This is a genomic window from Peribacillus sp. NPDC096379 (assembly GCF_044762875.1).
In the GTDB taxonomy this organism is placed as follows: Bacteria; Bacillota; Bacilli; order Bacillales; family DSM-1321; genus Peribacillus.
In genome coordinates, this window is record NZ_JBIWFD010000004.1 from 293,617 (window position 1) to 309,358 (window position 15,742).

A 15,742-nucleotide genomic window follows, 5' to 3' on the forward strand; every position below is an offset into this window, starting at 1 on the left:
ACTATTTTTATTAAATATGCCATTTCCTCACTTTTTCCTGACGAAAACAACTAGGTTATTGTATAAATTTCACAGTCTTCCACTATTTATAGCAAATACCTGTTATTTTTGGTAAGATTATTACTTGAAAGACAGAATATATGCTAATTAAGGGGCGTTTTACATGCTATCGTTTCTGAAAAACACCTTTGGAGATACTAATCAAAAAAGGCTTACTAAATATTATAAAATGGTGGATGAAATTAATGCATTAGAACCAAAATATATTCAATATTCCGATGAGCAGCTTAAAGACATGACAACCCAATTTAAAGCTGATTTAACAAACGGACAAACAATTGATGATATAAAATTGGATGCCTTTGCTGTTGTCAGAGAAGCTTCCAAGCGTGTACTTGGTATGAGACACTTTGATGTTCAAATGATCGGTGGGCTTGTCTTAACAGAAGGAAATATTGCAGAGATGGCTACAGGAGAAGGGAAAACACTAGTTGCTTCTCTACCAAGCTATTTGCGTGCCCTTGAAGGTAAAGGTGTACATGTTATTACCGTCAATGATTACTTAGCCACACGGGATCGGGAAAAAATTGGTCAAATTCATGAGTTCCTTGGATTAACGGTCGGTTTAAACGTTCCAAATATGCAGCCTTATGAAAAGAAAGATGCCTATCTTGCTGACATCACGTACGGGGTGGGAACGGAATTTGGCTTTGACTACTTACGTGATAACATGGCTGTCACTGTCGCCGATAAAAGTCAAAGACCCCTTCACTATGCCATTATTGACGAAGTGGACAGCGTACTTGTGGACGAAGCAAAAACGCCACTAATTATCGCTGGTAAAACGCAATCGAACAGTGATCTGCAGCATATCGCTTCTCGTCTTGCGAAACGTTTTAAACAAGAAGAGGATTATACATTTGATCCGGAAACGAAAGCAACAAGCTTGACCGATGATGGTGTGGAGAAAGTGGAGAAAGCATTTGGGATTGATAACCTTTATGACCTTGAGCATCAGACACTCTTTCACTATGTCATTCAAGCAGTTCGTGCCCATGTCATGTTTGAAAAAGATGTCGATTATATTATTAAAGACGGGAAGATTCTGTTAGTTGATATCTTTACAGGCCGAGTGATGGATGGTCGATCACTAAGCGATGGATTGCACCAAGCGATCGAGGCAAAAGAAGGTATTGAGATTACAGAAGAAAATAAAACGCAGGCTTCTGTTACGATTCAGAACTACTTTAGAATGTATGCTAAGCTATCAGGAATGACAGGTACAGCTAAAACTGAGGAAAAAGAATTTCAAAATGTTTATGGCATGGACGTTATTCAAATTCCAACCAATCGAGACAAAATCCGCGTAGATCATCAAGATGTAATCTTTAAGACACTGGACCATAAATATAAAAAAGTTGCCGAAGCAGTAAAACGAGTGCATGCTACTGGACAACCGATCTTAATTGGGACGACTTCTATCCTACAATCTGAAAAGGTTGCTTCCTATTTAAAGAAAGAGAACCTATCTTTTAATTTACTAAACGCGAAAAGTGTGGAACAAGAAGTAGAGCTGATTGCTACGGCTGGACAACGAGGTCAAATTACGATTGCTACCAATATGGCAGGTCGGGGAACGGACATTTTACTTGGAGAAGGCGTCGCCGATCTTGGTGGCTTACACGTAATCGGCACAGAGAAGCATGAAAGCAGACGGGTAGATAACCAATTACGTGGACGTGCTGGACGTCAAGGAGACCCTGGTTCTTCACAATTCTATATTTCACTAGAAGATGATATGATTAAACGATTTGCCGTGGAGGACTTAGAAAAGCTTGCAAAAAAGCTGACATCAGATACTACAGGCCTTATCACCTATAAAAAAGTTGATGAATTCGTCGATCGCGTCCAACGAATTGTCGAAGGATCTCACTATTCCATGCGAGAATACAATTTAAAATTAGATGATGTAAGCAATGAACAACGAAACATCATTTACCAAGTGCGAGACCGAATTATGGAAGCAGAAAATAATGATAGTCAAATAGCTTCGAAGATACGCAATGCGATAAGTAATGTGATGGAACTGCATTGCCCAGAAGACGTTCCTTTTGAAGAATGGAATCTAGATGCTCTCAATTCGAAGATAAACGAAATTCTGCCTGGCTACCCGATTACACTTTCATCACCTCTTCAAAGTAACAAAGAAATAGAAGAAGTAATCACACCTAAGATGGAATCATACATCGAAAGCATTGAAGAACAGCTAGGCGCAAACCCAGCGTATCTTCAGACTTTGAAAATCTGGCTATTGAACGTCATCGATACCCAATGGGTCCAACATTTGGAGAACATGGCAAGACTTAAAGAAGGGATTGGCTTGCGTCAATATCAGCAAGAAGATCCGTTACGGCTTTATCAAAAAGAAGGACTTGAGTTATTTACCCATACATTTAATACAATTGAAACGGAAATGGCCGTACAAATCGGGCGTTTCATACAAGCTGTTAACAGCCAAGTAGAAGAATAAAAAGTCTATAAGATCAGACCTTGTCTCTACTAAATATTGACTAGTAGAGTACGAGGTCAGACCCTTATTAATTAATCTTGCCCATGTTTTTCACAATTTTAAAGGAGTTGGCGATAAATGGCCTCTATTTTCAAAAAAAACAAAAATAAGCTTAAAAAAGAAGGTAAGGATTCAGTCATTTCTTCTGGCGATCTATTAAATGAAACAGAAAATCAAACAGACGAAGATATTATCACTGAATTATCGATTCACCCGCAGTGGAATCTTTCAAGTGAACAAAATTACGTGTACCGATTTCTAAACAATGAGCTTGACCCATTGAAACCGAATCAGATCTCACTAGCAGGTATTGAATTGCGACCAGAAAAAAATGAAGTAGTTGCGATTGCCTTTGTTCGTAACAGCTTAAAGAAAGACATCACCTTCCAAGAAGTAAAACTATTGCTTTTGGATGAAAACAAAGAAACAATTGCTAGACATTCTTTTGATATGAGTGTGCTAGGAGAACTTCCTGCTAGAAGCAGCCGCCCTTGGATGTTCGTCTTCCCTGCTGATACCGTTTCGAAGAAGGAGTTCTCTACAAAGGACTGGACCATCGCTTTTGAACTGAAAGCAAAGCATAGACTTGATCTTGCTGAATCTTGGGAAAAAAGTCTGCCAGAAGCAGAACGCAAAAACTTAGAAAAGTACGTGGAACAAATTGACCCACCACGCGAAGGTGAAGTAAATTTCCTAGGCTTACAAGCGAAAAAGACGGAGAAAGGCGACCTCAATGTCACCATTCTAATTCGTAACGGTCACGACAAAAACGTTAAAATTGAAAAGCTTCCTTTAGAAATTATTGATGCTTCTAAAGAAGTAGTTGCAAAAGGCGGCTTTTCATTAGACGATTTAGAAATTAAAGCAAACACATCAAAGCCTTGGACGTTTATTTTCCCGGCAACGATGGTTTTAAAAGAAGACATAGACTTATCAACATGGTCTGCTAAACCTGTTCAATAATAAGGTAAAGAAAGAGCCTGCGCTAAAATTTGCACAGGCTCTTTCTTTATGCTATTTTTTCTTTGCTACTTTCACAGGAACCTTAACGGAAACACTGGCATAATTCACTGTAACAAATCCAGTCCCAGGTTTAGTGGCAATAAATTTATTACCGGACATCTTGCCAATCTTATTTATAGAAGGATCCGGTACTACTTTAACACCCGTTTTGTAGATTGGTAGCAGGTTATTGTATGAATCAAGCACTGATGTGACAGTAAAACTTGTAGAATCTCCTGGTTTCAATGTACCCGCCTTTGTTCGTTTAGCTGAAACTTTTGCAGGTGGTCCATAGGGTGCTTTACTAATAGCCTGTAAAACAGTTGAAACTGGGCGCATCCTTCCATCGGATGGGCTGTTAATGAGACCCGCATAACGGCTGCCTGGGTTTCTTATTGCCATAGTAGTGGAGCCGCCGCCATCTAGATTAATTGCTTGATAGGCACCGAGACTTACTAAATAATCAGCAAATTCTTCAAGCGTCATCCCTGGGTTGCCCTTCGTATTGTCTACTGTAACCATATATACTCTAGTACCTGCAGCGTCGACAGTGATCGCTGTTCTTGCCCTTCTTGCTTTCGCTTTCGCTGTTGACGTATCAATGGTAAGATTTGTTTTACCTTCTTGGACTAATAGGGGGCCGCTAGCAAGCATGAACTTTGAATTCTGCCACTTTTCATCGATATCAATGGTTAGAGAAATCTCATCACCTATCTTCATATTCCGCACTTGCTCTACGGACATCCCTTGTGTCGAAATAACAAAACCATCTTTAGGAATCATCGCACTGGACTTTTCACCATATGGTCTTGTTCCAACAATTTGACCTGTTACGGTCTCGCCAAAACCAACACTCTTGTCGATATCCTTTGAAAGTTTCGCAACAATGACTTCATATCCGGTTGAGTTCGTTCTCGTATTTGGATAACGGAATGAGGATGTGAACAACACACTCTCGTTTTCTTCCCGTGCCCGATTAAATCCACTTAATAGATATGTGTTTCCTTGATAGCTGAAGGATGCTTGGATCTTGTAGCGATCAATGATTGCTTTGCCGCTTTCATCCATTCCAAACGCCGCTGGAACAGACATGAATCCTGTATCTTCCATCTCTCTTTCCGCGCCGAAATTAAGAATTTGCTTATTTTGAGCTAATAGATACATCGGGAGCTTGTTATCTCTCGTATGGAACAGAGAGGCATTCACAGCACCTATTACATGATGTTTATCATATGTATTTGCTTTAGCAAACGCCGGAACGGTTTTCCACGTATTAAGAGGGCTATTATATCCCATCTCAATCGTGATATTTGGGTTAGTCAGGTTTAAATTAAGAACATTAACCGCTTGTTTCTTCTTAGCTATCGTCGTCGTTTCGTACCTCATCTGGGCACCCGGTGTTAACATAGCAGTCTTTGCGTAGCTACTAGAAACGCCGAGGAACAACATGATGAGGAACAGAGGAGTAAACAAAATAAATATTTTCTTATAACTCTTCAAAATAAACAACCTTTCTCTCTAGAATTACACGAATCTAGTAAATACTATATCCTATTATATACCAATACATATTTTTTCCAAGTCATATACATTATTATGGAAGATTGTACTTTTTCTACGTATTTAAGAGAGTAAGATGGCGCAGGATTTGCTTTATGCCGGTCCTACTTCCCCTTTTCATCCGTACAAGGGTTCCTTCAAGGCTCCCCCACTTTAGATCCATTAACATAACTCCAACTCATTCCGTTTTTCTATACAAAACGAATATGACGTTAAAGCGCCACCATTTACTATGAAGGATCGATCATGAAGCACGCTACACTCACCTAATCATAATGGTGGCGGTGCGGAGCCGGAATTTTGGATGCTTTCTAAGGTAAAATCAATATACTTGATAAATAGATTGGCTATATTAGTAAGTCGCGGAGACCCGTCCCCATGTCCTTCATACAAAAAAAAGCTACCTGCTAAATAAATTTAGCAGGTAGCTCTTTAGCCAAAAACCAACCATAACCCTTTATTATCAACACAAAACGGAATTTTATTACTTATATATAGATTATCACATTAGGAATATATTTCAAGAGAAATATGAAAATTTTTCTTACAATGTATATATTATCAGAAATGACCTCTTTTTACCTTTATGTTCTTCTCCAAAGAGTATGCCTAGTTGTGTCTAAGACGTATATATAGTATCATTTATAAGGATTTTACAATTTATTTCAGGTGTCTAGCGAGGTGAAGTATCCCTTGATATTTAATTCGTTCGAATTTATTTTTTTGTTTTTACCAATCGTTTTTCTCGGTTATTTCATTTTAAATAAAATAAGCTTTACGTTTGCAAAGGTTTGGCTTTTTCTCTCTTCCTTGTTCTTTTACGGTTGGTGGAATCCAATTTATCTGCCATTGCTTCTCTTTTCCCTAGTCGTGAACTACATCATTGGGACCATTCTTGGTAAAGTGAAGCATCCTTTAAAGAAAAAGATACTGCTGACAATTGGTATTTTATTTAATGTATGCTTATTGGGCTACTTTAAGTATTATGACTTCTTTATCACGAATATAAATGCTGCATTTGATACGGATTATCGAGTTATGAATCTTATCCTTCCGCTTGCTATTAGTTTTTACACGTTTCAAAAAATCCCGTACTTAGTCGATTCTTATCACGGTGAAACAAGAGGCTATCATCCTCTCAACTACGGTTTATTTGTCACATTTTTCCCACAATTAATCGCGGGTCCGATCGTTCAACACGGCGATGTGATGTCGCAATTTGAAAACAAAGTAAATCGCAAAATCAATTACAGAAATATAGCAATCGGGTTAAGCGTTTTTAGTATTGGCCTGTTTAAAAAAGTAGGAATCGCTGATACTTTTGCTAAATTAGCGAATAGCGGCTATCGAGATCCCAGTGTCCTTACTTTTTTAGATTCGTGGATTACATCTTTATCTTATACGTTTCAGCTTTATTTTGATTTTAGTGGATATTCGGATATGGCTATTGGCGCGGCTTTACTATTTAACATCAGACTCCCAATGAACTTTAATTCTCCTTATAAAGCATTAAGTATTCAAGATTTCTGGAGAAGATGGCATATCACTCTTTCCAATTTCTTGACACGTTATATCTATATTCCACTCGGTGGTAATCGCAAAGGGCCGATACGAACTTATATTAATATTATGATTATCTTTCTCGTCAGTGGCATCTGGCACGGTGCAGGGTGGACATTTATTATCTGGGGATTGATGCACGGCATTGCTAGTGTTATCAATAGACTATGGAGTCAAGCAGGCTTTAAACTACCAAAACTTCTAGCCTGGTTCATTACCTTTCAATTTGTTAACGCGGCCTGGGTGTTCTTCCGAGCTCCTTCAATTGATGCAGCGATCATGGTATTCAAAAGCATGATTGGTTGGAATGGTATTAGGCTTCCTGAAAATTTCCACCCCAAATTCTTTAGCAATTTCAATCCTCCTTATTATGAATTTACGATGAATGAAAGTTTCTATTATGTCATTGGATGGTTACTTTTTGCTTTTCTCATTGCCGTCTTCGCAAAGAATTCGATGTATGTTAAGGATCATCTGAAGCCAAACTTGGGATCGGCTATTTTTATTGCTTTATTACTTACCTATTCAATCTTTCAATTACAGCAGGTTTCAGCGTTTCTATATTTTAACTTTTAGGGTGAATGCCTATGTCTCACAAAAAATTCGTAATCACTGTTATGACGATTGTAATCCTATTTGTAGTAGGTGGAACTTCTTTTATTTATTACGAGGATCCAATGTGGATGTATGGTCATAATCATACATATAATGATGTTCAAAATGTTATAGACGAAAGACAGCAGAAGCCAAATGCTATGCACTTTCAACCTTTTAATTATGATACCCTTCTAGTTGGCAGCAGCCGTTCCACTTATATTAATCAAAATGATTTTAATGGAATGAATGTGTTTAACTTCTCAGCTAGTAATCTTTCTGTTCGAGAATATGATCCGTTCATTGAATTTGCGCAGAAGGAAAATGGGAAAGACTTTGACCGGGTGATTATCGGTCTTGATTTTTTTAAAACTAGTAAAAGTGAGAGTTCGACCATTTTGAACTTGGATAGTTATATTAAACCCATGGATGAACGTTTTTACCATATAAAAAGTCTCTTATCCTTTAATTTACTTGTCTTTTCGATCAGTAATTATCAAATGTCCAAAAAAGATGTGTCTGCAAAGGAAAGAACTTATAACCGCTATAATGTTGCCGATGCAATGCGAGTAGATTCTGAAGTAACAGCCATGCAAACAGAGGAAAAAATCGAAAAGTTTCGTGAAGAGTTCTATGGTGAGAAGTACGATTATAATCCGAATTACAAACAGATCTTGCTAAATTTAAAGGAGAAGTATCCAAATACGGAGTTTATTATTTTCACGACACCTATTTCGACTCCTTTATTTCAGGAATTAGTGAACCAAGATCTCTACCCTTATTACGAACGATGGCTCACTGAAGTAATTGATGTGTTTGGTGGGGTTTATAATTTTATGTACCCTAATTCCGTGACAAATGACATTACCAATTATTTTGATGGTCATCACTTTTATCCTGAGGTTGGAACATTAATTGCTCATCGAATCGATGGCACAAATGCTGGCGTCCCTGAAGATTTTGGCCAGTACATCACGACGGACAATCTAGACACTCATCTAGACTTTGTTAAATCTGCAGAAGCCAAACTGAAGAACCGCATAAAGTGAAACTGCAATCAATGGGGGTTTTCTTCATCCCCCACTGATTGTTAGTTGAACCAATCGGACTTTTACGGGATAAAGTGAAAAACAGACCTGACTCATTTTTTAAGTCAGGTCTATTTTTCTACCCATTAATTCATATACACTTTAAGCGTGTACGGGTCAGTACTTGCATTTCCGTAACTATCTTTTACTTCAATATGGTATTTACCTTTTTTCAAGGATAGGTTTAAGACTTCTTCGTCACCAGCACCATAGAAATCCGCTTGTGCGACTAATTTGCCATTTTGATAGACAGATATCACTCCATCCGTCGTATGACCGCCGGCCAATTTAATAACACCTGTGCTATCTTTATTAAGGGTATGTTCGTACCAGTCCGAATCACCGTTCGGAACGCCGGCATTGAAGTAACCTTTTGCACTTCGAAGCAAGGATTTCTTATCTTTTGTCAATTTCAAAGGTTTTGAAGGAACATGATTCTTCACAATTGAACCTGCATCTTCATCCTTTATTGGTGCATCGATAAAGGTGAATGTGTATGGAACCATTGAGAATGGAACCATTCCCATAAAATAACCTTCAGTGATGATAAAGTAGTTATGGCCTTTTTGCAAATTAACGGAGCCATAAATAGAGCCGTAATCCCCTTTTTGAATATAGGTAGCATTATTAAACTCTTCAGTATCCAGTTTTCTGTTATAGTTTCGGTCTTCAATAATCGTGACAACTCCAGCATATTGGCCCAATAATTCGTTTGGATATGCCTTCTTCATTGCATCTGTAATTGGTTTTGTTTTTACTGATACACCCTTTATTCCAGATTGAGTGGCTTGATAATAAAATACATCCATATCGTTTGGCATTGCAAAATTCCCAGTAAAAGTAGCACCTGGTAGATCTTTTACATTTTCCGTAAATGAATCGTTGTCTTCATATTGATCTTGTGGATCGTTACCAATAACCTTTGTGCTCAGCTCGTATGGTTCAAATGAAATCCCTGGTATGTCATTGAAGTAATTATTCTGAACAGCTAAGAGATACGTTTCTCCCTTTTTAAAGCCGGTATAGCTTTTTTCACTAGCAGAAATCGTATAACCGCTCCAATCTAAATTATCCCCTAGATAATTCAAATTAAGCACTGGTTCTTCCTTATTTGTTTTATCTTCCACCACTTGATAAATTTCAATTAACGGAGTTTTATTTTCATTATTTTTAAGGCCTAGTTCAATAACCGCTGTTTGTTCCGGCTTCACTAGGTATAAGTCTACATCACTAGCATTCTGTAAATAAGCAGATGTTGATGTTCCAAGTCCATATGGAACCGCTGCGTCCAATTGGCTTTGGACATATGCATTTTGCTCTTCAATGTATGGATCTCCAGCTGATTGCACGGCTGCACGGATACTAGCTACAGTTTCTTGTGAATCTGGAATCCCCCCACTAACTAGCCCTTCTTCTTCAAATGATGGATAATTATCCTCATCCAGAGGAAGTACCTTCGTATCGATTTCCACTAGATATGGAATCAGAGATTGCTCAATCGTTACAGAGTCATCAAAAGAACCACCCATTAATAGCATGGAAATCAACTCTAAGATTCCAAAGTAATTCGTCGATTTGTTGCTTGCTTTTAGAATATACGTACCAGGTTGCGCAGCAAAACTAAGTTCTACTTGTTCACCTGTTGCTCCACCATTCGAATACGCATATGGATCGTTATATTCTTCGCCTTCCAATAAAACCTTCAACATCTCAGCCTTTTCTTCCTCAGTCAGTGGATGTTCTTCATCTAGAGGCAAGATATCATCCACTTTGTACACACTAAGATTCGGTTTGATTCCAGGAATGCCTGACAGGTTAATTTTCACTGCTTTTTCGCTATCGATTTCAAAGGTAAAGTAATCATTATCTTCCTTTTCACCAGTGAATGTATGATGACCCGTTGATTGGTAAGGTAAACCATCAATCTTCAACATATTATCAATAGACGAATCATCCTCAGGCAATGTTTTGGCTGTTTCAATAGATAATGAATAGTTCGATCGCTTAGAAGTAGATGAATCATAGTTGCCATTTACATCCTTTACTCCGATGGCCACGGTGCCGCTAAATGGAGCTTGTACTAGCTTCCCTTCCGTTTTTCCTGCACCTACTGTATTCACATCCGTTTGTTGCGCTTTATTTTTATCGTCATAAAAATGAATCATCATTTTATAATCATAAAGCGTCGCTGCTTCTAGAACAGTCTGGATGTAGTCCCCTTTTTCAACTTTGAATTGAATCCATTTTTGTTCAAACGGCTTTGTGATTGCACCTTTTATTACTCGTGGTTGAGTCACATCTACTGTTTTTGCTGATTGAATAATTTCAGCCTTTGTCCAATTTTCTTTCACAAATTGCGGGATTTTCTTCGTGTTGAACTGCAGTGCTGAAACAATATTCACCAAGCCATTTCCATACTTTAGATCATATCCTTTATCTCCAAGGTCAGTTGCAGTTTGTTCTAAAATATATTCAACCTGCGTTGGAGTTAAATGAGGATATTTAGAGAGTAGCAAAGCAGCAGCTCCTGCAACAACTGGGGAAGCCATGGACGTTCCGCTCATTTTAGTGAAACTTGAATGTTTACTATAATCATAGACTGTACTGTAGACTTTATCTCCCGGCGCTACGATGTCAACGGAAGCTCCGTATGTAGAGTAATAGGTTAATTTCGCGTTTTTATCAACCGCTCCAACGCTAATTACGCCCTCATAGGCTGCTGGATAATTCACATAGTCTGCTCCGTCATTCCCCGCAGCAGCGACAATGACTACACCTTTTTCAATTGCCTTGTTCACCGCTTCTTCAATCAACGGGGAAGGAAAGGCACCACCAAGGCTCATATTGATAACCTTAGCTCCGTGTTCTACTGCGTAAAGAATGCCTTGTGCAATTGAATAATCACTTGCATACATCCCATCAAACACATCAATTGGTAACACTTTCGCATTTGGCGCAATGCCATAGCCGCCAATTCCGTTGTCTTTATTCGCCGCAATAATTCCTGCTACGTGAGTACCATGCGAGTCCACAACAGGCTGACTTAATGGATCGACGGTATTGTAGCCCGGTAATAAGGTATTTTTCAAATCAGGATGCTTCCGATCAATCCCCGTATCAATAACAGCAACAGTTATCGGATTCTTCCCTGCAAGCGCTTGCGCTTTATTGACATCTAACATAGACAAATGGTATTGCTCGTTTGCTTTCGGGTCAACTGTACCAAATGATTTGTACAATACACTTGCGGTAACTAATTGAACTTTACTATTTTTTTGATAATGTTGAATAACCTTATGGATGTTTTTCTTATCTTTCACTTTCACAACTGCATAGTTCAAATTCGAAAATTGTTGAATAACAGTCGCTCCAGCATTTCGATGTTCAGTGGCCGTTAATGGCTTTGTGTATTTAATAATTAACTGATCCTCACTGAAAGAATTTTGCTTCTCTTTATCAATAGACGTTTTATTTTTTCCAATAGATGTTATACTTGCTGGTTTAATAGAGTTTCTTTCCACTGCAAATGCAGCAGGCGTGGCAAAAGAAGCTAGCAAAATGGCACTCAAGCCCACCGCCGCTAGTTTTTTATAAAATGACCTCAATCTATTTCCCCCTTTGTATGTACTCTCTATTATTATATATGATTTACCCTATTTTGGAAATATAATCCTACTACGAAAATACATAAAATTTCGACATTACCATTTAACATCCAAACAATTACAGATTTGATAGAGTCCAACTTATAATTCTTTTATGCTATTAATTGTAAATCTTTATTAAATTTCGAAAAAAACGAGGTGATTATATCGAATTTTGTTATAATCGACTCATAACTCGCTCTTCAGTGTGGAGTTGCAAATATTATTAGGAAGAGAGTGGATCGAAACATGCGCTACAAAACAAAATCATATCGTCATTTTATAGCGACGGCAGCGGTAGCTACACTGATGACTGTAGCTTTTGCGCCAACAGCTGATGCTGCAACATCCAAATTCACAGATGTCTCTAATCGATATCAAGCAGCGATTGATTACATTGTATCTAAAGGCGCTAAAGGACTAACAGAGACTTCCTTCGGTACCCATGAATTCATTACACGGGCAGATGCAGCCGTTCTGCTATCAAATGTTCTTAATCTGAACACAGAGATTGCCCCAAATTCAGGGTTTACTGATGTTCCAGCTCGTGCAGTCCAGGCAGTCAATGCTTTGAAAGCAATCGGGGTGACAGCAGGAAAAACGGCAACAAGCTTTGGATCAGATAGCCAGATCACTCGTGGAGAATTAGCCATTTGGATCCAAAAGGGATTTGAATTGACTGGAAAAACAGAACTTTCATTTACAGATTTAACGGAACGCTACCAAGTTGCAGTCGAGGCTTTACTGTCCAATAAGATCGCTAACGGTACATCAAAGGTTACATTTGGAGTTAACCAGTTGGCACAGCGCGGTGACTTTTCAATTTTCCTTCAAAAAGCCGCTGCTGCGACAGGCGTGGATGAAAAAGGCTACAAGCTTTCCCTCATGCATACAAATGATACGCACTCCCATGTTGAATTAGTTGCGAAGAGAGCGACAGTAGTTAATGAAGTTCGTATCAGAAAATCGGAACCCTTGTTGATCGATGCCGGGGATGCAGTGACTGGAACCTTATACTACAATGAATTCCAAGGTGAAGCTGAACGTAACTTCATGAACCTTCTCGGCTATGATGTTATGACGTTCGGGAATCACGAATTTGACCAAGGCTCTGGCGAAAATGGACATCAAGCATTAGCTAATTTCATTAAAGGCGCCAATTTCCCATTCATAACGTCTAACGTAGATTTCACCGCTGATACATTGTTTGAAGGCCTTCAGCACATCGGAACCTATTCTGATAAACCGGAAAACGGAAAAATCTACAATGGAATTATTAAAGAAGTAAATGGTGAAAAGGTCGGTATTTTCGGATTAACAACAGCTGAAACCGTAGAAATTTCAAGCCCTAAAGCGATTACCTTTAAAAACTATATTGAAGAAGCTAAGAATTCAGTAAAGGCTTTTGAAGATCTGGGGATTAATAAAATTATTGCCGTTACACATATAGGATATGACGACAATTTGACATTCGATAATGATTTAGAGCTGGCAAAGCAAGTTGAAGGAATCGATGTGATCGTTGGCGGACATACACACACGACATTGAAAGAGCCGACTGTCGTATCAGAAAACAAATCGGAACCGACATTAATCGTACAAGCGAATGAGTACAATAACTATGTCGGTACCCTTGATGTGAAATTTGATAAAAATGGGAAAGTAATCGGACAAGTAGGCAAATTATTAGATGTGAAAGAACGGGCTGAAGACGCGAAGACAGCAGCCATCCTGAAGCCATATGCTGATAAAATTGCCGATATCCAAAAGGAATCAATTGGAGTCGAAGCTGTCGAGGCATTAAATGGGGCGCGTGAATCTGTCAGAACGGGTGAAACGAATCTTGGTAACTTGATTACAGATGGCATGCTTAGCACCGCCAAAACCATTAACCCTAAAACAGTCATTGCCTTAACAAATGGCGGCGGAATCCGCGAGTCGATTGATGCTGGCGATATTACAGTTGGAGAAGTCCTAACTGTTATGCCATTTGGTAACACGCTAGGTATCATGAACCTTAAAGGCTCTGAAATTAAGGAAGCTCTAGAACATAGTGTCAGCCAAGCACCTAAGGCATCAGGCGGATTCCTTCACATTTCCGGCATGACATTTACGTATGATAGCAGCAAAGATACTGGTAGCCGTGTGATCGAAGTAAACGTAAAAGGTGAAGATGGCACACTAACTGCTCTTACTAACGATGAGTCTTACATCGTTGCAACAAACATTTTCACAGCCAAAGGAGGAGACGGCTTCGATACATTCGCTAAAGCCTATGCTGATGGCCGTGTGAGTGAGCCCGGCTTCACAGATTACCAAATGTTTATCGATTACTTGAAGACATTTGAAAAAGTAGAACCTAAGATAGAAGACCGAATTGTTGATGTAGCTGCAACGAAATAACCTGTTTAGTTTGCATCTCCCGGTAATTTGTAATCCTGGGAGGTGTTTTTTGATATTGGCGTGGTAGTTGGATGGTTGGATTAATTCAGTTCCCGTTTGGATTAATTATTCGTAAATTGGATCAATTATTTACTTTTCGGATCAATTCTTTGTTCGTTTGGACTGGATTTTTTCAAAACGAGCAGGAGTTTTAGTTTTAATAGAGAATTCAAAGGAGCTCAGTTCATGATTATTAAAAAGCGTAGCACTCCCCTTTATTTGCCAAAGCTTCAAGCTCTAAATAGACGGTTATCCCCTGATCACCCCAAGAAAGGCGAGGTACAAGCCGAATTAGCAAGAAAAACAGCTGGACACAAAGGTGAGCAGTCTCTGGATTATCATTTAAGTTTTCTACCAGATACAGATTGTCTAATTCTCCATGATTTGAGAATTATGGGCAAACACCACCATTTCCAGCTCGATCCCCTCATTCTTACACTCACCTTTTTTCTTATCATTGATGCAAAGAACTACTCAGGAACCTTAAGTTTTGACCCATCCTTTAAAAAGATGACGTTTTCCTAGATCCAATCTCTCAAATGGAAAGACAATATCTTCAGCTAGTGTCCTGGCTAAAAAGAAATAAACTCGCCGCAATACCTATTGAAAGTATAATAGCCATTACGAATTCATACGCATTAATAAAAACAGCCCCTACCGACCAACGCACGAGAAATGTCGTCATGTACAGCATCCAAATTCCTAGTAGAGTCGATCAGTTTTATCATAAAAACCGACAAGTAATTTTCACAAACAAAGATCTCCGTAAAATTTCTCGCTTGCTGATTAAACACAATGAACCGTACGATTCTACTGTTCTTAATCGCTTTGGGATTCATACTTCTGCGCTTAACAAGGGCTGTCATTGCCCGCATTGTTCTACACTGCCCATGAATCGAATTCGTGGAAAGTGGACTTGTATGAAGTGTTCTTATTCATCTAAAAATGCACATTATGCCGCTTTAAAAGATTACACCCTCCTCATTCATCCTACAATTACGAATTATGCATTTCGTGAATTCCTTAGTCTCCCATCCACATCCATCGCTTCCAAACTACTCGTTGCCATGACTCTCTCTCATTGCGGAACTACGAAGGGACGGATATATGACCTTTCGTTTGACGAGGAATAGTTCAATATGGGGTTTGGATTAAATAGCTGAGTTTCGGATTAATTACCTGCTGATTAGGATTAATTAATTTCATTTCAGATTAATACTGCCGGAAAAGTAAAAAACGCTGCAGGAAATCTACTACAAATTACGCAAAAAAAAAGCATGACA

General features: G+C 38.7%; 9 protein-coding genes. 7 read left to right on the forward strand and 2 right to left on the reverse strand.

Annotated elements, in window-relative coordinates; genetic code table 11:
- Positions 1 to 163 precede the first annotated feature (163 nt).
- Positions 164 to 2,530, forward strand: a complete 2,367-nt coding sequence (secA2, locus tag ACIQZI_RS18625) for an accessory Sec system translocase SecA2 (protein WP_403075828.1) — start codon at positions 164 to 166, stop codon at positions 2,528 to 2,530.
- 117 nt (positions 2,531 to 2,647) lie between these two features.
- The gene (locus tag ACIQZI_RS18630; protein ID WP_403075831.1) at positions 2,648 to 3,532 is read left to right on the forward strand and encodes an accessory Sec system S-layer assembly protein; all 885 of its coding nucleotides are present in this window, start codon (positions 2,648 to 2,650) and stop codon (positions 3,530 to 3,532) included.
- Between the two features lie 51 nt (positions 3,533 to 3,583).
- On the opposite strand, the gene ACIQZI_RS18635 is transcribed toward ACIQZI_RS18630, so the two are convergent.
- The gene (locus ACIQZI_RS18635) at positions 3,584 to 4,978 is read right to left on the reverse strand and encodes a phosphodiester glycosidase family protein (RefSeq protein WP_403075834.1); all 1,395 of its coding nucleotides are present in this window, start codon (positions 4,976 to 4,978) and stop codon (positions 3,584 to 3,586) included.
- An 846-nt stretch (positions 4,979 to 5,824) separates the two neighbouring features.
- On the opposite strand from ACIQZI_RS18635, the gene ACIQZI_RS18640 reads away from it, so the two are divergent.
- Together ACIQZI_RS18640 and ACIQZI_RS18645 are read left to right on the forward strand one after the other, a co-directional pair.
- Positions 5,825 to 7,267, forward strand: coding sequence for an MBOAT family O-acyltransferase (locus ACIQZI_RS18640; RefSeq protein WP_062185540.1), 1,443 nt, complete (start codon positions 5,825 to 5,827; stop codon positions 7,265 to 7,267).
- Positions 7,268 to 7,278: 11 nt separating this feature from the next.
- A complete protein-coding gene (locus ACIQZI_RS18645) occupies positions 7,279 to 8,334 on the forward strand; it encodes a hypothetical protein (protein ID WP_403075837.1) in 1,056 nt (351 codons plus the stop codon).
- A 125-nt stretch (positions 8,335 to 8,459) separates the two neighbouring features.
- Here ACIQZI_RS18645 and ACIQZI_RS18650 read toward each other — a convergent pair whose 3' ends face one another.
- Positions 8,460 to 11,978 carry a S8 family peptidase gene (locus tag ACIQZI_RS18650; protein ID WP_403075840.1) on the reverse strand — a complete coding sequence of 1,173 codons (3,519 nt, stop codon included), beginning with the start codon at positions 11,976 to 11,978 and terminating at the stop codon, positions 8,460 to 8,462.
- Positions 11,979 to 12,254: 276 nt separating this feature from the next.
- Here ACIQZI_RS18650 and ACIQZI_RS18655 point away from each other — a divergent pair, with 276 nt between their 5' ends.
- The 3 genes from ACIQZI_RS18655 (at position 12,255) to ACIQZI_RS18665 (ending at position 15,592) form a co-directional block, all read left to right on the forward strand.
- On the forward strand, positions 12,255 to 14,420 hold the full coding sequence (locus tag ACIQZI_RS18655) for a bifunctional metallophosphatase/5'-nucleotidase (protein WP_403075843.1): 2,166 nt from the start codon (positions 12,255 to 12,257) through the stop codon (positions 14,418 to 14,420).
- Positions 14,421 to 14,645: 225 nt separating this feature from the next.
- Entirely contained in the window at positions 14,646 to 14,984 is a 339-nt protein-coding gene (locus ACIQZI_RS18660) for a nuclease-related domain-containing protein (RefSeq protein WP_403075846.1), read from the forward strand.
- Positions 14,985 to 14,998: 14 nt separating this feature from the next.
- On the forward strand, positions 14,999 to 15,592 hold the full coding sequence (locus ACIQZI_RS18665) for a hypothetical protein (protein WP_403075848.1): 594 nt from the start codon (positions 14,999 to 15,001) through the stop codon (positions 15,590 to 15,592).
- Positions 15,593 to 15,742: the final 150 nt, after the last annotated feature.

What these genes read in the sequence shown, in the direction of transcription:
- ACIQZI_RS18660 (WP_403075846.1), top strand. Translation starts at nt 14,646, where the DNA reads ATGATTATTAAAAAGCGTAGCACTCCCCTTTATTTGCCAAAGCTTCAA.
- secA2 (WP_403075828.1), top strand. Translation starts at nt 164, where the DNA reads ATGCTATCGTTTCTGAAAAACACCTTTGGAGATACTAATCAAAAAAGG.
- ACIQZI_RS18635 (WP_403075834.1), bottom strand. Translation starts at nt 4,978, where the DNA reads ATGTTAACACCGGGTGCCCAGATGAGGTACGAAACGACGACGATAGCT.
- ACIQZI_RS18630 (WP_403075831.1), top strand. Translation starts at nt 2,648, where the DNA reads ATGGCCTCTATTTTCAAAAAAAACAAAAATAAGCTTAAAAAAGAAGGT.
- ACIQZI_RS18645 (WP_403075837.1), top strand. Translation starts at nt 7,279, where the DNA reads ATGTCTCACAAAAAATTCGTAATCACTGTTATGACGATTGTAATCCTA.
- ACIQZI_RS18665 (WP_403075848.1), top strand. Translation starts at nt 14,999, where the DNA reads ATGGAAAGACAATATCTTCAGCTAGTGTCCTGGCTAAAAAGAAATAAA.